Raw genomic sequence first — 17,183 nt, 5'->3', positions numbered from 1 at the left:
AGGGCGCCCGCAAGGCGCCCTTTGCTTTTTCTGGAGCCGCGCTAGAATGCGCGCCGGACGACTTCGCAGCGGGAGATGCGCATGTGGCAGCAGACACTGATCACCCTTGGCGCGCGACCGCGGGGCTTTCATCTGGTGACCGATGAACTGCTTGCGAACTTGCCGGAACTGCGACGCTGTCGTGTCGGTCTGTTGCACCTGTGGCTGCAGCACACATCGGCATCACTGACCGTCAATGAGAATGCCGACCCCTCCGTGAGGCGCGATTTCGAGCGATTCTTCAATCGCCTCGTGCCCCAGGGGGAAGGTGGCTACGAACATGACTACGAAGGCCCGGATGACCTTCCGGCGCATTTCAAGTCGAGCCTGCTGGGCTGCCAGCTGACGCTGCCGATACAGGAAGGGCGGCTCGCGCTGGGGACCTGGCAGGGCATCTACCTGGGGGAACATCGCGATCATGGCGGTGCACGCCGGGTAGTCGCCACGCTCAATGGCGAGGCGATCTGATTTTTTTCCAGTGGCGTTAGCGCGCTGGCGCGGCTGGGCTATAACTAACCTGCTTTGGCAAGACAAGAGGTAGAACATGAGCGACGAAGATCTGGAACAAGACGAGCTCGAGGCATCCGACGAGGATGAGGGCGAGGAGCTCGCCGCAGCCGAAGACAGCGACGACGGCGACAGCGAAAGCGACAGTGAATCCCCCGCGCCTGCCGGCAAGAGCAAGAAGGCGGCGGTAGAGGTCGAGGAACTGCCGAGCATCGAAGCCAAGCAGAAGGAGCGCGATGCGCTCGCACGGGCCATGGAGGAATTCCTGGCGCGTGGCGGCAAGGTGCAGGAGGTCGAGCCCAACGTGGTCGCCGACCCGCCGAAGAAGCCCGACAGCAAGTACGGCAGCCGTCCCATCTGAGGTTCGTCGCCCCATGAAAAAGCCCGCTTTCAGCGGGCTTTTTCATGGGCGCCGGTTACTCAGCCCGGGGTGTTCCAGCGGCCCAGCAGGGCTGGCAGTTCCGCCAGGCTGCGAATCTCCGCGTCAGGATCGGTCTCGCCCTCCCAGGGCTTGCCCTGCGGGTTGAACCAGATGGCGCGCATCCCGGCGTTGCGTGCGCCGTGGATGTCGTCGCTGGGGTGGTCGCCGATGTGGACCGCCCGCTCGGCCGCGACCCCGGCGCGCTTCAGGGCTTGCTCGAAGGGGTGCGGGTCGGGCTTGCCGACGCCCAGCTCCTCGGCGCACAGGGCGAACTGGAAGTAGTCGGCCAGCCCCAGGCGGCGCACATCGGCGTTGCCGTTGGTGATCACCGCCAGGCGATAACGGTTGGCGAGAATCTCCAGGGTCGGGTGCACCTCGGGGAACAGGTCGATGCGGTGACGTGCCTCGAGGAAGACCTCGAAGCCGCGGCTGGCCAGGGTGCCCGCCTCGTCACGGGGATAACCGGCCTCTTCCAGTGCATGGAAGAGGATGCGCCGGCGCAGCTCGCTGAGACGGTGCTTGAGCCCGGGCTCGTCCGCCAGCAGCCGCGCGCGGATCGCCCACAGGTGCTCGATGGGCACCGGGCCCAGCTTCGGTGCCTGCAGCGCCAGCCACTCGCGCAGCGCCGCCTCGGCGCCGTGCATCACGGTGGCGACATCCCAGAGGGTGTCGTCGAGGTCGAAGGTGATCAGCTGGATGCTCATTCGTCGCTCGCCTTGTTCCGCTTGGCCCGGGGATGGGCCTTGTCATAGACCGCCGCGAGGTGCTGGAAGTCCAGGTGGGTGTAGATCTGCGTGGTGGAGATGTCCGCGTGGCCGAGCAATTCCTGCACGGCGCGCAGGTCCTGGGACGACTCCAGCATGTGGCTGGCGAAGGAGTGGCGCAGCATGTGCGGATGCAGGTGCTGGCCCAGCTCGCGCACCCCGGCGGCGCGCACGCGCAACTGGATGGCGCGCGGCCCCAGGCGGCGCCCGGTGCGGCCGATGAACACGGCGCCGTCCTGCGGGTTGGCCAGGGCGCGCAGTGGCAGCCATCGTTCCAGCGCCTGCCGGGCCATGCGTCCGACCGGCAGCTCGCGCACCTTGTTGCCCTTGCCGTGCACGCGCACGCTGCCGTCGGCCAGGTCGAGGCCGTCGAGGTTCAGGCCCACCAGCTCGGACAGGCGCAGGCCGGAGGAATAGAACAGTTCAAGGATCGCCTGGTCGCGGCGGGCGATGAAGTCGTCTTCGACCGCGCCGTCCAGCAGCTGCTGGGCGCGATCGGCGTCGAGGGTCTTGGGTAGGCGGCGCTCGCCCTTGGGCGCGCTGAGCCCGCTGGCCGGGTCGTGGCGGCAGACGCCTTCGCGTACCAGGTAGCGGTAGAGCCCCCGTACCGCGGAGAGCAGGCGTGCCAGGCTGCGGCTCGACTGCCCCTGCTGGTGCAGCCGGGCGACCATGCTGCGCAGGGTGCGTGGGTCGAGCGCGGACCAGTCGGCGACGGCGAAGGCCTCGCACAGGGCGACAACCTTGCCCAGGTCGCGACGGTAGCCGTCGAGGGTATGGGGGGAAACCTGGCGCTCGCTGCGCAGGTGCTCGATGTAGCGGTCCAGATCGGCGTTCATCCGTCTACTCCTGCCGCTGTGCCGTCGCCCGCCGCCTACCTCACCGAACGCAGCGGGGAGGCGAAGAGGGGCAGCACACGGGCCAGGACCTCGGCGATGTAGCCGAGGAACAGGGTGCCCAGTGAGCTCTTGTAGTGCTGCGGATCATGGCTGCCGATGGCCAGGATGCCGTGCTGGCCCTGGTGGTTGAGGGAGACCACGGCGGCGGAGCCGACCTTGGCGCCCTCTTCCTTGCCGAAGAGGAATTCCAGCTCATGGGCACGCAGCACGCCGCAGATGGTCTTGCCGGCGACCAGCAGGCCGCCGACGGCCTGTTGCGCTTCCACGCTGGTGACGCTGCGGCCTACCGGCAGGGTGCTGTCGCTGAACAGGATGAGGCTGACGAAGGGCACCTGGAACTCGTGGCGCAGGCTGTCTTCCACCGCGCTGACTACCTCTTCCAGGGTGCCGGCGTCGAGCAGGTCGAGCACCAGGCGGCGGGTCTTGTCGAACAGCCGGTCGTTGTCCCGGGCGACGTCCATCAGCTGCGAGAGCCGATGGCGCATCTCGATGTTGCGCTCGCGCAGCAGCTTGACCTGGCGCTCCACCAGGGAGACGGCCTCGCCCGGCTGGTGCGGGATGCGCAGTTCGGGGATCAGCTCCTCGTGGTCGACGAAGAACTCCGGGTGGTGCCGCAGGTAGGCGGCGACCGTCTCGGCCTCGAGGTGCTGAGGCGGTTCCTGGTGCTTGTCACTCATGCTCGCTGCTCGCTCATAGGCGGACCTGCCCTTCGTACACGCGTACGGCGGGTCCGGTCATCATCACGGACTGGTCGGGGCCGGCCCATTCGATGGACAGCTTGCCACCCGGCAGCTCCAGTTGCACGGGCGAGTCCATCCAGCCCTGGCGGATGGCGGCGACCGCGGCGGCGCAGGCGCCGGTGCCACAGGCCTGGGTTTCCCCCGCACCACGCTCCCACACGCGCAGGCGCGCCTGGTGGCGGTCGATGACCTGGAGGAAGCCGACGTTGACCCGTTGCGGGAAGCGCGGGTGGTGCTCGATCTTCGGGCCCAGCTCGTGGACCGGGGCGCTGCCGATGTCGTCGACCCGCAGCACCGCATGGGGATTGCCCATGGACAGGGCGGCCAGCTCGACCTGGCGACCGTCGACCTCGACGGCGTAGCTCAGTGCCTCGGCGTCGGCGACGAAGGGGATCTGCTGGGGCGCCAGGCGGGGCGGGCCCATGTCGACGCGGACCTGGCCATCGGCGCGCACGTCCAGCTCGATGATCCCGCTCTTGGTCTCGACGCGGATCTGCTTCTTCACCGTCAGGCGCTTGTCCAGCACGAAGCGGGCGAAGCAGCGGGCGCCGTTGCCGCACTGTTCGACCTCCGAGCCATCGGCGTTGAAGATGCGGTAGCGGAAGTCGACGTCCGGGTTGGTCGGCGCCTCGACGATCAGCAGCTGGTCGAAACCGATGCCGGTGTGGCGATCGCCCCATTGCTTGGCGTGCTTGGGCTGGATGTGCGCGTGCTGGCTGACCAGGTCGAGGACCATGAAGTCATTGCCCAGGCCGTGCATCTTGGTGAAACGCAGCAGCATGGGTTCACTCCGGTAGCAGGCTTTCGCCGGCGTAGAGTTCCTCGACGGTCTCGCGACGGCGGACCTCGTATGCCCGCTCGCCGTCCACCAGCACCTCGGCGGCGCGGCCGCGGGTGTTGTAGTTGGAGCTCATGACGAAGCCATAGGCACCGGCGGAGCGCACGGCCAGCAGGTCGCCTTCGGCCAGCGCCAGTTCGCGGTCCTTGGCGAGGAAGTCGCCGGTCTCGCAGATGGGGCCGACCAGGTCGTAGCGGCGCTTCTCGCCATCGCGAGGCTCGACCGGCACCACGTCCATCCAGGCCTGGTACAGGGCCGGGCGGATCAGGTCGTTCATGGCCGCGTCGATGATCGCGAAGTCCTTGTGCTCGGTGTGCTTGAGGTATTCCACCTGGGTCAGCAGCACGCCGCCGTTGGCGACGATGTAGCGGCCCGGTTCGAAGACCAGGGTCAGCTCGCGCCCGGCGATGCGCTCGCGCACGGCCTTGATGTAGTCGCCGGCGACCGGCGGCTGCTCGTCCTTGTAGCGCACGCCCAGGCCGCCGCCGAGGTCCAGGTGGCGGATGTGCACGCCCTGGGTGGCGAGGCGGTCGATCAGCGCCAGCAGGCGGTCGAGGGCATCGAGGAAGGGCGGCAGCGTGGTCAGCTGGGAGCCGATGTGGCAGTCGACACCGATCACGTCCAGGTTCGGCAGCGAGGCGGCGCGCAGGTAAACGGCCTCGGCCTGCTCGATGGCGATGCCGAACTTGTTCTCTTTCAGGCCGGTGGAGATGTAGGGGTGGGTGCCGGCGTCCACATCGGGGTTCACCCGCAGGGAGACCGGGGCCTGCATGTCCATCTCGGCAGCGACGACCTGCAGGCGCTCGAGCTCCTCGGTGGACTCGACGTTGAAGCAGTGCACGCCCACTTCCAGGGCGCGGCGCATGTCGTCACGGCTCTTGCCGACGCCGGAGAAGACGATGCGGTCGGCGCGGCCACCGGCGGCGAGCACGCGTTCCAGTTCGCCGCTGGAGACGATGTCGAAGCCCGAGCCCAGGCGCGCCAGGAGGTTCAGCACGCCGAGGTTGGAGTTGGCCTTGACCGCATAGCAGACCAGATGCGGGACGCCCGACAGGGCATCGGCATAGGAGCGGTACTGCGCCTCGATATGGGCGCGGGAGTAGACGTAGGTGGGCGTGCCGAAGCGCGAGGCGATGGCGGACAACGCCACGCCCTCCGCGAACAGCTCACCGTCGCGGTAAGTGAAGGCGTCCATCAGCGCCCCCTCAGTGCGAATGTTCGGCGGAAGACGGCTTGGATTCGTCCGGCAGATACAGCGGGCCCTTCTGGCCGCAACCGGCGAGCAGGCAGGCAACGGCGACGAGCGCGACGAAAGGGGTGAGCAGTCGCTTCATGGCGAAATCCTTGAAGAAAGCGTGAATTGCCCGGGAGTATACCGACCGCCCGGCGCCTTGCCTATGCGCCGGAAAACCCGCCGGACGTGGCTTGCGGCTAGCCAATAGGCCCTCCACGGGCCTAGGATTGGCGCCCAAAAACGGAGGCCGAATGGACCTATCCACCCCGCTGGCCAGCTCGGTTTCGGTGGCCTACCTGCAAGGCCTGGTCGATCACCTGGCGCGCCAGGGCATCGAGCCTGCCGAGCTGCTGGCGCACGTCCAGCTGACCCCGGCCATCCTCGGCCAGCGCGACCAGCGCATTGCCGCCAGCGCCTACCTCGAGCTGCTCGCCCAGGGCATCCGCCTGACCGGCGACACGCGCCTCGGCCTGCACCTGGGTGAAGCGGTGCGGCCCGGCTACTACGGTGTGCTCGGTTACCTGCTGATGAGCTGCGCGACCCTGGCCGATGCCCTGCACCGCCAGGCGCGCTATGCGGCGCTGGTGGGCAACCTGGGGCGGGTCGACCTGGCCGACGAGCCGGAGCGCCCGGGCCATGAGCCGCTGGTGGTGCATAGCTGGGAACCCTTGCTGCCGCAGCAGCGCGAGCAGGTGGCGGAGGAGTCCCTCGCCGGCTGGGTGACTTTCGGGCGCTGGATCAGCGGCCTGGACATCCCGCCCACCGAGGTGCGTTTCCAGCATGCCGCGCCGGCCGATCTCACCGAGTACCAGCGGATCTTCCGCTGCCCGGTGCTGTTCGGCCAGGCGGACAACGCGCTGGTCTTCCCCCGTCGCCTGCTGGCCACTCCCCTCGGCCAGGCCGATGCCCAGGTGCGGCAGATGCTCGATGCCTACGCCGATCGCCTGCTTGGCGAGATCAACCGGGGCAACAGCGTGCTCGACCGGGCCCGGGTCATCCTCGCCGGCCAGCTGTCGGAGCAGGGCCCCGACCTGGAGCGCCTGGCCGAGGCATTGGCGCTGAGTCCGCGTACACTGCAGCGTCGCCTGCGCGAGGCCGGCCTGTCGTTCAGCCAGCTGGTGGACGAGACGCGCCAGCAGCTGGTGCTGCATTATCTGCGCGATCCGGCGCTGGAACTCGCCGATATCGCCTTCTTCGTCGGTTTCAGCGAGCCCGGTTCGCTGGCCCGAGCCTTCCGTCGCTGGACCGGGCAGAGCCCCGGCGAGTACCGGCGCCATTTGTCACCCTTTCCCTGAGGAGCCCCCAATGAGTTTGAGCGAAGCGCGTTTCCACGATCTGATCGATGCCGCTCAGGAAGCCATCGAAGATATCTTCGACAGCAGCGACCTGGACGTCGACCTGGAGAACAGCGCAGGCGTCCTGACCATCCGTTTCGAGAACGGCACCCAGGTCATCCTCAGCCGCCAGGAATCGCTGCGCCAGCTGTGGGTGGCGGCGCGTTCCGGCGGTTTCCACTTCGACTACGACGAGGCCGCCGGCCTGTGGATCTGCGACACCAGCGAGGAGCCCCTGGGCGAACTGCTGGGCCGCGTGACCCGCGAGCAATCCGGTGAAGAACTTGAGTTCGAAGAGCTCTGACGAACCCGCTCCGCAGGCCTCGCCCTGCATCCGCAGGTGCTGCCTGGACGACACCGACGTTTGCGTCGGATGCGGACGCACCCTGGGTGAGATCCTGGAGTGGAACGAAGCAGGCGATGAACGTCGCCGGCAGATCCGCGAGCAGGCTGCTCGGCGCGTGCGCCAACGTGCCCGCTGACCGCCCGGTCTTGCCAACAGCGCCCGCACTGACGTAGTGTCGGTCGGGCCGGTGCTCGAACGCATCGGCTCACAGATCTGAAACCCCGCCTCCGGGCGGGGTTTCGCTTTTTTGAGCCAAGGATTCAGGAGTTTCGGATTTGCCATGACCACTCAACCCTCGATCATCATCACCCGCCTCGACCTGCAGCGACTGGAGCGTCTGCTCGATGAACTGGAGGACTTCGGCCCCGGCGCCGAGGCGCTGGAGCGGGAGCTCGCTCGCGCCCAGGTGGTGGGCCACGAGGAGGTACCGCCGGGCGTAGTGACCATGAATACCCGCGTGCACTGTCGTGAAGAGGGGAGCGGCAAGGATTACCACCTGACCCTGGTCTACCCGCAGGACGCCGGTGGCGAAGGCACCGTCTCCATCCTCGCGCCTATCGGCAGCGCGCTGCTCGGCCTGTCCGTGGGCCAGCACATCGACTGGCCGGCCCCGGGTGGCAAGACCCTCAAGCTGCAATTGCTGGCGGTCGAGTACCAGCCCGAGGCGGCTGGCGAGTACGATCGCTGATCGACGACCTGGCCGCCTCCCCGGCGGTCAGGCCTTGTTCAGCGCCTGGTTGAGCTGCTTTTCGAGCTCGGCCTTGTAGCGCAGGTAATGAACCGTCTGCGCATGGCCCTCGCCGAGGACCCGCGACAGGTCCAGGTCGGTGATGTAGCAGGGGTAACGCTCGGCCTCGCTGCGCTGCGAAAGGATGTGCCGGGCCACGGAGGCGAACAGCTCGCCGCCGTATTCCAGTTCCGAGAATTCCCGATGGTTGCAATAGAGCGTGACGTGGACGCGATCCGCGTCCAGCGGCTCGACGATCGCCTGCACGTCGTAGAACGGATGGCTGACCGGCGCCTGCGGCGCGGCGCGGCGCTCGACCTGCTGCGCGCGCTGCGGGGGTGAGGGCAGCACTTCGTAATAGAGGATCTCCAGGTCGCTCGGTGGCGTCGGGCTGTCCAGGGGCAGCAGGGCGTTGCGTCGGTAGAGCACCGATTGCAGGAAGCGTTGCAGCGGCGTGAGCAGGCTCTGCTGGTCGCGGAACGGCTGGCGCTGGCGCCACAGGGCGTTGTGCTCGTCGAGCAGGGTCAGTTCGGCACTCTCGCCGTCCTGGCGGAAGAACACCTGGATGCAGTTCGGCCGGCCCAGCGGCAGGATCAGCGCCAGGTCCTCGCCTTCCAGGGCGTAGCGGTCGAGGAACAGCGGGCTGTAGGTCGGCAGGTCCTCGCCCAGGTGTTCCAGCAGCGCCGGCAGGTCATCCAGGGCGGTGTGGCTGACCTGCCCGGGCAGCAGCTCCAGTACGTGGTATTGCTGGCGGACCTGCAGCAGGTAGCGGGTGGTGTCGGGGCTGCCCAGGTGCGCCAGGGCGTCACGGAACAGCTCTTCCACGCGTTGGGCGATGGCCTGGGCGCGGTTGCGGCAGAAGCAGCGCACGCGCAGGTTCGGCTGCATGTCCGCAGGCGTCGCGTTGAGGAAGTCGCGCAGGCAGTCCAGCGGGGCGAAGGGGCCGTCGTAGCGGGTCACCAGCAGCTCGTTCCAGCTGTTCAGGGTGACCTGGTCGATGGTCAGCACCAGGTTGTCGCGCACGCCGGAGTAACCCAGGGAGTCGGTGCGCTCGGTGGTCATGTGCACGTTCATCTGGCTGTGCTGCTTGAGCGGGTCGACGCCGACGTTGATCAGCAGCAGCACCTCGCTGGGCGCGCTGGCACGCAGCAGCGCGGCCTCGCCCACCGGCGGCAGCGGCAGCGGAATGCACTGCTGCAGGCTGGCGATCAGGTTGGACAGCTCGAACTCGGACAGGTCGCTGGTGCCGGGGTTCAGGGACAGGCGCGTGCTGGGGTCGATCACACCGTTGCGGTGACACCAGGCGAGCAGCTCGATCAGCTCGTGGGCGCGCTTGATCGGCGCGAAGTCGCGCCACTCCTGGGCGTTCAGGCTGCCCGGGAAGAGCGCCCACTGGGTCTCGCCCTGGGCCTCCGGGCTGGGGCACTGCACCAGGGTCAGGGTGTCCTCGGCCAGGTCCGGGGCGATGCCGGGGTTGATGAATTCCACCTTGCCGGCCTTGCGTTCGAAGGCGGCATAGAGGCGCCGGCCGAGCACGCCGAGGTCGCGGCTGTTGAGCGAGCTGATGGCGTGCTGGCTGCGGCCGAACTCGGAAAGGAAGCGATAGCTGTAGGTCAGCTCGTTGACCAGCGCGCGGCGCTCGGCGCCGACCTGGCGCACTTTCCACTGGCTGCGGCTGTCGAGCATGGCCAGCTGCCGCGCATCCCACTGCCACTCGCGGGTCAGGCGCTCGAACAGCAGGCGTTGCCAGCTCTTGCGGCGGTTGCGCGGTGGGCGGCTGAGCTTCTTGTTGACCTTGAGGTAGAGGCAGCGGCGGATCAGCTCCAGGCGCTCGCGGTCGCCGCGCGCCGTCAGGTATTCCTCCAGGCGGCGGTACACGACTATGTAGGGGTCGAGCTCGTCGAGGTCGAGGTGGTTGGCGTAGACGGCGTGCTTGAAGCGCAGCGACAGGCAGTGCACCCGTGGGTGCTCGCTGGCGTAGACCTCGGTGAGCAGCAGCTTGAGCACCGACTTGTAGGGCGACTCGATGCCCTTGAACAGCTGCCACATGCCGGCACCGATGAACTCGCCCACCGGGATGTGCGCCAGGTGGCCCAGGTCCAGCACCTCCTCGGCACGGATGAAGCGGCGTGACAGCAGTTTCTCGGTGTACTCGGCGTAGCGCCCTTCCTCGTAGACCGGCACCAGCCACCAGAGCGGCGTACGCCCGGCGAGCCAGATGGCGGTGCGGTAGAACTCGTCCAGCAGCAGGTAGTGCTGGGTGGTGCCGCAGTCGTCGGAAGTGAGCTGGGTTTCGCGGTCGCCGACCACGAAACGCTGGGGGTCGATGAGGAAGAAGTGCGCCTCGGTGCCCTGGGTCGCGGCCCAGGTTTCCAGTTGCTCGCACTTGCGGCGCAGTTCGGCCACCTCGGCGGCGGACAGGTCCGGTGCGTGGCAGACCCAGAGGTCCATGTCGCTCTGCTCGGCCTGCGCCACCGTGCCCAGGCTGCCCATCAGGAACAGGCCGTGGATCGGCATCGGCGGGTTGCCCCGGCGTGCCTTGTAGGCGAAGGAGCGGGTCAGGCGCTGGACTTCGGCCAGCACCTCGTCGTCGGGCTCGTAGTTGGACAGGCCCGCAGGCGTCTGCCCGGACACGTAGCCGGGCAGCAGCGGATGGTTGACGTGGAACAGCAGCGGCAACAGGCGCAGCACCAGCTGCTGGCGCGTGGAAAGGCCCTGCATGGCGCGTTCCAGGCGCCCGCCGTTGACCTTGAGGAAGCGCGCGCGCAGCTGCGCGAGGACCTTGCGGTCGATGCCGTCATCGATGTCGGGGCGGATTTCCTGGGTGCGCGTCATGGAGCTTCTGCCGGGTGGATGGGCACAGCCTACCAGCCGGCGAAGCGGCCGGGCAGGGTTGTGCCCGGGTTATCGGCGCGGACGCGTTTCAGCTTGAATGGACGGGCTCGGTGGTGAGGATGGTGAGCAGGCTCTGGGCGTGTTCGGCGGCGTCCAGCCCCAGGCTGGTGAGGTAGCCGCCATCGGGCTGGGTGATGAGTTTCTTCTGGTGGAGACGGGTGACCGCGCCTATGACCTTGGACGAGGCGTTGTTGTGCACCTTGAGTCCCTCCTGGGTGTTGTCCAGGTTGAACAGGGTCAGCAGTTCCAGTTCGGCGATCAGCTCGGGGGTATACGACATGGTGACTCCTGGGCTTCTGGTGGGCCCGCCTTCGTGCGGGCGGGTGTGACGGATCAGTGTAGTAGGCCGGGCTCAGTCTGCCGGGTAGATCGCCTCGCCGTATTGCCAGCGGTCGAGGATCGCCTGGTAGCGACCGTCTTCCTGGATGCGCTGCATACCCTTGTCGAAACGCTGCAGCAGCCAGCCGGCGCGCGATGCGCTGCGCGAGAACGACAGGTACAGCTCCGGCTGGTGCACCGTGCCCACGGCCTGGAAGCTGCCGGCGAGCTCGGGGTGCTCGCGCAGCAGCTCGGCGGTGGTGGCGCGGTAGGCCACCACGTAGTCGACGCGGCCGTGCTGCAGCATCAGGAAGCCGTTGAGGTCCTTGCGCACCGGCACCCGCTCCAGGGTGCGCAGGGCATCGAAGCGGGCGCCGTACTCGTAGCCGATGGTCACGGCCACCCGCGCGCCCTCCAGGCCTTGCAGGTCCACCACCGGGGTGGCCCGGTCGACACGCGACCAGAGCAGGATGTCGTCGCGGAACAACGGGTGCCGCGGCAACTGGTAGGCCTCGGCGATACGTGCGTCCGGCGCGGTGTTGAAGCAGCCCGCCAGCTTGCCCTGGAGGGCGAGTTGCATGCAGCGGGAGTAGGGATAGGGCACGAGCTCCACCGGGGTGTCGACGGCGGCGAAGGCGGCCAGCACGATCTCCGCAGACATGCCGCGCACAGCGCCATCGCGGAACGCGGTGAAGGGGTACCAGTCGTCCTCGGCGCCGATCTGCAACGGCTCGGCATGGACGCCTGCGGCCAGCAGGAGCAGCAGGCCGGAGAGCGCTCGGCGAGCAAGGCGGGTGATGCGCAGCGGGCTCGAACTCATGGGGGCCTGGACCTCGACGACGCTCGGGTGGGGTGGCGCGATGCTAGGGCCTGTTGCGACGGGTGATCCCGGCGTGGATCAAGTTTCCTCGTCGTCTTCGTCGCTGTCGTCCGGCAGCTCGGGCAGCGCCCTGAGGGCGGCTTCGTACCAGGCCAGGTCGAAGGGCTGGTCCTGCTCCAGGCGGCCGATCGCCCGAGCCAGCACCAGGGCCATGAGCTGGACGCTCTCCTCGCGCTCGTAGCCCACCAGGGTCAGCTTGTTCAGGGTGGCCTTGGCTGCCGGCGGGTTGTCGGCTTCCAGCTGGTTCTCGATGGCCTCGATCAGGGTTTCCTCGGCGAAGGCTTCTTCGCTGTCGTCGTGCTCGCTCATGGCGCTTCTCCTCGTTGTGCAGGCACGCAGTGTGCCACGGCGTGCCCCTCCATTCACTGTCCTGATCCTGCTGGCGCGGCCCGGGTGGGCGGGTCTATAAGAACGGACGCCCACCCCGCACGGCCAGGAGGCCCCCATGCTCAAGCTCCACGGTTTTTCCGTCAGCAACTACTACAACATGGTCAAGCTGGCGCTGCTGACCAAAGGCATCCCCTTCGAGGAAGTGCTGGTCCATGGCAGCCAGGAGCCGGCGTTCCTCGCCATCAGCCCGCGCGGCAAGGTACCGGTGCTGGAGACCGAGCAGGGCTTCATCAACGAGACCGGCGCCATCCTCGAATACCTGGAAGAACGCTTCCCCCAGCGTCCGCTGCTGCCGGCCGACCCCTACCAGCGTGGCGTGGTCCGTGCGCTGGTCCGTGAGATCGAGCTGTACATCGAGCTGCCGGCGCGCAGCTGTTATCCACAGGCCTTCTTCGGCATGCCGCTGCCGGAGGCGATCCTCGAGAAGGGCAAGGCCGAGCTGCTGGCCGGGGTCGCCGCGCTGGCGCGTCACGGTCGCTTCGCGCCCTATGTGGCGGGCGACTCCATGAGCTTCGCCGACCTGTATTTCCTCTACAGCATCGACCTCGCCTGCGAGGTGGCGCAGAAGCTGTTCGCCACCGACCTGCTGGCGGATCTGCCCGGCGCCCGTGCGCTGCTGGCCAAGCTCGGCGCCGAAGCCCATGTGCAGCGCATCGCCGCCGACAAGGCGCGGGAGATGCCCGGCTTCCTCGAGGCGGTCAAGGCCCGCGCGCGGGGCTGAGGCCCGGCTTCAGCCGGGCAGGCTGTCCAGCCAGGCGTCGAGTTCCGCTCGCGACCCCAGCCGGATGAAGCGGACCCCGGCGTTGGCCGGGTCCTGCTGCTCGGCGGCGAAGCGCGCGCGGTAGACCGCGTGGCGGGTCCAGGTCCAGAGGATGATCGAGCGCTCCGGGTCCAGGCTCAGCAGGTTGCGCAGGCGTTCGCGGTTGCCGTTCCAGAGCGTCTTGCGCAGCAGCAGGCGGCCCAGGGTGCGGGCGATGACCTGGCGCATCACGACCGGGCGCGGGAGGTCGAGCCAGATCACCGTGTCGGCACGGGAAAGCGTCAACGGGCGCACCGCCGAGTAGGCGCCTTCGACGATCCAGCGCGGTGCTTGCAGGGCGGCCTCGACCCGCGCGCGGAATTCGGCGCGGGGCAGGGGCTGCCAGCCGGGCTGGTGGAAGATCGCGTCGAGCTCGATGTGCGGGCAGCCCAGGCGCGAGGCCAGGCGGCGCGCCAGATGCGTCTTGCCCGAGCCCGAGCAGCCGACGATGGAAATACGCTGGCCGACATGCGTCGGCCAGGTGTCGGGGGTGTGGTCCTGCATGGGCATCCCTGCCGGTCGCGGGGCGACCTGGTGATCAGCGTGCGGCGAGCAGCGCCTTGCCACGGGCGACGGCGGCGCGAACCTGGTTCGGTGCCGTGCCGCCGATGTGGTCGCGGGCATTGACCGAGCCTTCCAGGGTCAGCACGGCGAAGACGTCGTCGTCGATCTGGTCGCTGAACCGGCGCAGTTCGTCGAGGCTCATCTCGGCCAGGTCCTTGCCGGAGTCGACGCCGTACTTCACCGCGTGGCCGACGATCTCGTGGCAGTCGCGGAAGGGCAGGCCCTTGCGCACCAGGTAGTCGGCGAGGTCGGTGGCGGTGGAGAAGCCGCGGCGGGCCGCCTCGCGCATCACCGCGTGGCGCGGCTTGATCGCCGGAATCATGTCGGCGAAGGCGCGCAGGGAGTCACGCAGGGTGTCGGCGGCGTCGAACAGCGGCTCCTTGTCCTCCTGGTTGTCCTTGTTGTAGGCCAGCGGCTGGCCCTTCATCAGGGTCAGCAGGCCGGTCAGGGCGCCGAACACCCGGCCGGATTTGCCCCTTACCAGCTCGGGCACGTCGGGGTTCTTCTTCTGCGGCATGATCGAGGAGCCGGTGCAGAAGCGGTCGGGCAGGTCGATGAACTGGAACTGGGCGCTGGTCCAGAGCACGAGCTCCTCGGAGAAGCGCGACAGGTGCATCATCGCCAGGGAGGCGGCGGCGCAGAATTCGATGGCGAAGTCGCGGTCGGACACGCCGTCCAGCGAGTTGCCGCCGACGGCGTCGAAGCCCAGCAGGCGGCAGGTGACCTCGCGCTGGATCGGGTAGGTGGTGCCGGCCAGGGCGGCGCTGCCCAGCGGCATGCGGTTGACGCGCTTGCGGCAGTCGACCAGGCGCTCGTGGTCACGGCTGAGCATTTCGAACCAGGCCAGCAGGTGGTGGCCGAAGGTCACCGGCTGCGCGGTCTGCAGGTGGGTGAAGCCGGGCATGATGGTGTCCGCTTCACGCTCGGCCTGCTCCAGCAGGCCCTGCTGCAGGCGGGTGATCTCGCCGAGGATGATGTCGATCTCGTCGCGCAGCCAGAGGCGGATGTCGGTGGCCACCTGGTCGTTGCGCGAGCGGCCGGTGTGCAGCTTCTTGCCGGTGATGCCGATGCGGTCGGTCAGGCGCGCCTCGATGTTCATGTGCACGTCTTCCAGGTCGACGCGCCACTCGAAGGTGCCGGCCTCGATCTCGGCCTGGATTTCCTTCAGGCCCTTCTCGATGGCGTCGCGTTCGTCCGCGGTCAGCACGCCGGCTTCGGCCAGCATGGTGGCGTGGGCGATGGAGCCCATGATGTCGTGGCGATACAGGCGCTTGTCGAAGTCGACGGAGGCGGTGAAGCGGGCGACGAAGGCGTCGACGGGCTCGCTGAAGCGGCCACCCCAGGACTGGTTGGTCTTGTCGGTGCTCATGAGTGGGCTCGGTGCTGGAGGTGAAGGAAGGCCGATGGCCGAAAAATTACCGGCGATAATAACAGCGTTGCTGGCGAAACCGGCGCGTCCCGTCCGAGCGACCTGCCGGTCGGCGTTTGTAGCCTGCTTCACAGTTTTTCATCTCCAGCAGCATTTCGGTGCTTTATTTCGCCCGGCCGGAGCGCTCTGGCTTGCTGCCCGGCGGGCGCTTACGGAAACTGCCCGGATGCCTGACGACAGCCGCAACAAGGCGCGCCCCGCCGCGTCCATCGACGATTTCTTCCTGCCCGAGCTGTGCCTGCCGGATGCGCTGCTCGGCCTCGTGCTGCTCGCCGAGCTGCTGGTGATGGTGCTGGTGCTGGCCGAGCCCATGCTGCCCAACTTCGACTGGGTGCGCCTGGCGCTGACCTCGCTCTTCGTGCAGTGGATCGTGCTGCTTTCCGCCGCCCTGCTGTGTCGGCTGCGTCCGTTGCTGGCGCGCATCAGCGCGGCGCTGGCGGGGATCATCTGCTGCCTGATCGTGGTCGGCCTGACCCTCACCTGCACCGCCGTGGCCGACTACTACGACCTGGGCGGGCCGCTGCCGCGCGCCGGCGAGGTCAACCTCTACCTGCGCCACGGGTTGATCAGCCTGATCATGTCGGCGCTGCTGCTGCGCTACTTCTACCTGCAGAGCCAGTGGCGCCGGCAGCAGCAGGCCGAGCTGCGCGCGCGCATCGAATCGCTGCAGGCGCGCATCCGCCCGCACTTCCTGTTCAACAGCCTGAACAGCATCGCCAGCCTGGTGGCCATCGATCCGTACAAGGCCGAGCAGGCGGTGCTCGATCTTTCCGACCTGTTCCGCGCCAGCCTGGCCAAGCCCGGCACCCTGGTCAGATGGGCCGAGGAGCTGGAACTGGCGAAACGATATTTGTCGATCGAGCAATATCGTCTCGGAGAACGGCTACAGTTGGATTGGCAGGTAGACGAAGTGCCCGATGATTTGCCGATTCCACAACTGACCCTGCAACCCCTGCTGGAGAATGCCCTCATCTATGGCATTCAACCGCGTATAGAAGGGGGACTGGTGCGGGTGGAAGCCGAGTACAGGGATGGTGTGTTCCTGCTCTGCGTGAGCAACCCGTTCGACACGGGTGCGGAACCCCAGCCTTCACGCGGAACCCACCAGGCACTGACGAATATTGATGCCCGACTTACGGCACTTTTCGGCTCCAGAGCCAGTCTCAGCGTGGAGCGCCGTGACGGTCGCCACTTCACCTGTCTACGCTATCCTTGTGCGAGACTCACGCAGGAAGCCCGAGCAATATGAATGTCCTGATCGTCGATGACGAACCCCTTGCCCGAGAGCGTCTCAGCCGCCTGGTCGGCGACCTCGACGGATACCGAGTTCTGGAGCCCGCCGCCACCAATGGCGAAGAGGCTCTGACCCTGATCGACAGCCTGAAACCGGATGTCGTGCTGCTCGACATCCGCATGCCAGGGCTCGATGGCCTGCAGGTGGCCGCGCGGCTCTGTGAGAAGGAAGCGCCGCCCGCGGTGATCTTCTGCACCGCCCATGACGAGTTCGCCCTGGATGCCTTCCAGGTCAGCGCCGTGGGCTACCTGGTCAAGCCGGTGCGGCCGGAGTCATTGGCCGAAGCCCTGAAGAAGGCCGAGCGCCCGAACCGGGTGCAGCTTGCGGCGCTCACCCGCCCCGCCGCGGAAAGCGGCACCGGCCCGCGTTCGCACATCAGCGCCAGGACTCGCAAGGGCATCGAGCTGATCCCCCTGGACCAGGTCATCTACTTCATCGCCGACCACAAGTACGTGACCCTGCGTCACGAGCACGGCGAGGTCCTGCTGGACGAACCGCTGAAGGCGCTGGAGGACGAGTTCGGCGATCGCTTCGTGCGCATCCACCGCAACGCCCTGGTCGCCCGCGAGCGCATCGAGCGCCTGCAACGCACCCCGCTCGGGCACTTCCAGCTGTTCCTCAAGGGCCTCAACGGTGATGCGCTGACGGTCAGCCGGCGCCACGTCGCCGGAGTGCGAAAGCTGATGCACAACCTCTAGGACGCATGGCCGCAGACGCCGGGTTTCCCACCTGCGCGCCTGCGGCTGTCTTGCCTGTTATCATTCCGGG

At 67.8% G+C, this 17,183-nt stretch carries 21 protein-coding genes; 9 read left to right on the top strand and 12 right to left on the bottom strand.

Going from position 1 to position 17,183, the window contains the following annotated elements; genetic code table 11:
- The first annotated feature begins 81 nt into the window (after window positions 1-81).
- A complete protein-coding gene (locus WFQ67_RS01585; RefSeq protein ID WP_111261182.1) occupies window positions 82-507 on the top strand; it encodes a secondary thiamine-phosphate synthase enzyme YjbQ in 426 nt (141 codons plus the stop codon).
- Between the two features lie 76 nt (window positions 508-583).
- Window positions 584-907, top strand: a complete 324-nt coding sequence (sutA, locus tag WFQ67_RS01580) for a transcriptional regulator SutA (RefSeq protein ID WP_111261181.1) — start codon at window positions 584-586, stop codon at window positions 905-907.
- A 59-nt stretch (window positions 908-966) separates the two neighbouring features.
- Here sutA and WFQ67_RS01575 read toward each other — a convergent pair whose 3' ends face one another.
- The 6 genes from WFQ67_RS01575 to lptM are packed head-to-tail and all read right to left on the bottom strand — an operon-like array spanning window position 967 to window position 5,539.
- Window positions 967-1,671, bottom strand: a complete 705-nt coding sequence (locus WFQ67_RS01575) for an HAD family hydrolase (RefSeq protein ID WP_213627642.1) — start codon at window positions 1,669-1,671, stop codon at window positions 967-969.
- The gene (gene xerC, locus WFQ67_RS01570; protein ID WP_263152011.1) at window positions 1,668-2,567 is read right to left on the bottom strand and encodes a tyrosine recombinase XerC; all 900 of its coding nucleotides are present in this window, start codon (window positions 2,565-2,567) and stop codon (window positions 1,668-1,670) included. Before xerC ends, WFQ67_RS01575 begins: the two co-directional genes overlap by 4 nt.
- Before the next feature lie 35 nt (window positions 2,568-2,602).
- On the bottom strand, window positions 2,603-3,304 hold the full coding sequence (locus tag WFQ67_RS01565; RefSeq protein WP_213627644.1) for a DUF484 family protein: 702 nt from the start codon (window positions 3,302-3,304) through the stop codon (window positions 2,603-2,605).
- 13 nt (window positions 3,305-3,317) lie between these two features.
- Window positions 3,318-4,148: a diaminopimelate epimerase gene (gene dapF, locus WFQ67_RS01560; protein ID WP_173176745.1), complete on the bottom strand. Its 831-nt coding sequence runs from the start codon at window positions 4,146-4,148 to the stop codon at window positions 3,318-3,320.
- Between the two features lie 4 nt (window positions 4,149-4,152).
- Window positions 4,153-5,400 carry a diaminopimelate decarboxylase gene (lysA, locus tag WFQ67_RS01555; RefSeq protein ID WP_213627648.1) on the bottom strand — a complete coding sequence of 416 codons (1,248 nt, stop codon included), beginning with the start codon at window positions 5,398-5,400 and terminating at the stop codon, window positions 4,153-4,155.
- Between the two features lie 10 nt (window positions 5,401-5,410).
- Window positions 5,411-5,539, bottom strand: a complete 129-nt coding sequence (lptM, locus tag WFQ67_RS01550; RefSeq protein ID WP_173176741.1) for an LPS translocon maturation chaperone LptM — start codon at window positions 5,537-5,539, stop codon at window positions 5,411-5,413.
- A 151-nt stretch (window positions 5,540-5,690) separates the two neighbouring features.
- Between lptM and WFQ67_RS01545 the strand changes: the two genes are divergently transcribed.
- From WFQ67_RS01545 to rnk, 4 genes are all read left to right on the top strand, one after another.
- Window positions 5,691-6,734, top strand: a complete 1,044-nt coding sequence (locus WFQ67_RS01545; RefSeq protein WP_173176739.1) for an AraC family transcriptional regulator — start codon at window positions 5,691-5,693, stop codon at window positions 6,732-6,734.
- Window positions 6,735-6,744: 10 nt separating this feature from the next.
- A complete protein-coding gene (gene cyaY, locus WFQ67_RS01540) occupies window positions 6,745-7,077 on the top strand; it encodes an iron donor protein CyaY (RefSeq protein WP_111261173.1) in 333 nt (110 codons plus the stop codon).
- Window positions 7,058-7,255, top strand: coding sequence for a DUF1289 domain-containing protein (locus tag WFQ67_RS01535; protein ID WP_213627650.1), 198 nt, complete (start codon window positions 7,058-7,060; stop codon window positions 7,253-7,255). The genes cyaY and WFQ67_RS01535 overlap by 20 nt, the downstream gene beginning before the upstream one ends.
- 144 nt (window positions 7,256-7,399) lie before the next feature.
- On the top strand, window positions 7,400-7,807 hold the full coding sequence (rnk, locus tag WFQ67_RS01530; protein WP_213627652.1) for a nucleoside diphosphate kinase regulator: 408 nt from the start codon (window positions 7,400-7,402) through the stop codon (window positions 7,805-7,807).
- Window positions 7,808-7,834: 27 nt separating this feature from the next.
- Here rnk and WFQ67_RS01525 read toward each other — a convergent pair whose 3' ends face one another.
- The 4 genes from WFQ67_RS01525 to WFQ67_RS01510 all read right to left on the bottom strand — a co-directional run bounded on the left by WFQ67_RS01525 (window position 7,835) and on the right by WFQ67_RS01510 (window position 12,248).
- Window positions 7,835-10,681: a class I adenylate cyclase gene (locus tag WFQ67_RS01525; protein WP_337056019.1), complete on the bottom strand. Its 2,847-nt coding sequence runs from the start codon at window positions 10,679-10,681 to the stop codon at window positions 7,835-7,837.
- Window positions 10,682-10,769: 88 nt separating this feature from the next.
- Window positions 10,770-11,021 carry a TIGR02647 family protein gene (locus WFQ67_RS01520; RefSeq protein ID WP_111261169.1) on the bottom strand — a complete coding sequence of 84 codons (252 nt, stop codon included), beginning with the start codon at window positions 11,019-11,021 and terminating at the stop codon, window positions 10,770-10,772.
- A 72-nt stretch (window positions 11,022-11,093) separates the two neighbouring features.
- Window positions 11,094-11,879, bottom strand: a complete 786-nt coding sequence (locus tag WFQ67_RS01515) for a substrate-binding periplasmic protein (RefSeq protein ID WP_213627656.1) — start codon at window positions 11,877-11,879, stop codon at window positions 11,094-11,096.
- A 78-nt stretch (window positions 11,880-11,957) separates the two neighbouring features.
- Window positions 11,958-12,248: a hypothetical protein gene (locus tag WFQ67_RS01510; protein WP_337056018.1), complete on the bottom strand. Its 291-nt coding sequence runs from the start codon at window positions 12,246-12,248 to the stop codon at window positions 11,958-11,960.
- A 136-nt stretch (window positions 12,249-12,384) separates the two neighbouring features.
- Here WFQ67_RS01510 and WFQ67_RS01505 point away from each other — a divergent pair, with 136 nt between their 5' ends.
- On the top strand, window positions 12,385-13,050 hold the full coding sequence (locus tag WFQ67_RS01505) for a glutathione S-transferase family protein (protein ID WP_337056017.1): 666 nt from the start codon (window positions 12,385-12,387) through the stop codon (window positions 13,048-13,050).
- Between the two features lie 9 nt (window positions 13,051-13,059).
- Here the strand turns inward: WFQ67_RS01505 and WFQ67_RS01500 are convergent, their stop codons facing one another.
- Together WFQ67_RS01500 and argH are read right to left on the bottom strand one after the other, a co-directional pair.
- Window positions 13,060-13,632: an AAA family ATPase gene (locus tag WFQ67_RS01500; protein ID WP_337056016.1), complete on the bottom strand. Its 573-nt coding sequence runs from the start codon at window positions 13,630-13,632 to the stop codon at window positions 13,060-13,062.
- Between the two features lie 34 nt (window positions 13,633-13,666).
- A complete protein-coding gene (gene argH, locus WFQ67_RS01495) occupies window positions 13,667-15,061 on the bottom strand; it encodes an argininosuccinate lyase (RefSeq protein WP_213627664.1) in 1,395 nt (464 codons plus the stop codon).
- A 226-nt stretch (window positions 15,062-15,287) separates the two neighbouring features.
- On the opposite strand from argH, the gene WFQ67_RS01490 reads away from it, so the two are divergent.
- On the top strand, window positions 15,288-16,370 hold the full coding sequence (locus WFQ67_RS01490; RefSeq protein WP_337056015.1) for a sensor histidine kinase: 1,083 nt from the start codon (window positions 15,288-15,290) through the stop codon (window positions 16,368-16,370).
- Entirely contained in the window at window positions 16,367-17,113 is a 747-nt protein-coding gene (locus tag WFQ67_RS01485) for a LytR/AlgR family response regulator transcription factor (RefSeq protein ID WP_173176722.1), read from the top strand. The genes WFQ67_RS01490 and WFQ67_RS01485 overlap by 4 nt, the downstream gene beginning before the upstream one ends.
- Window positions 17,114-17,183: the final 70 nt, after the last annotated feature.

The sequence above is a fragment of the Pseudomonas sp. USHLN015 genome (assembly GCF_037153275.1).
In the GTDB taxonomy this organism is placed as follows: Bacteria; Pseudomonadota; Gammaproteobacteria; order Pseudomonadales; family Pseudomonadaceae; genus Metapseudomonas; species Metapseudomonas tohonis.
Note: the sequence above shows the minus strand (reverse complement) of the source record. Positions and strands in the feature narration are given on the sequence as shown.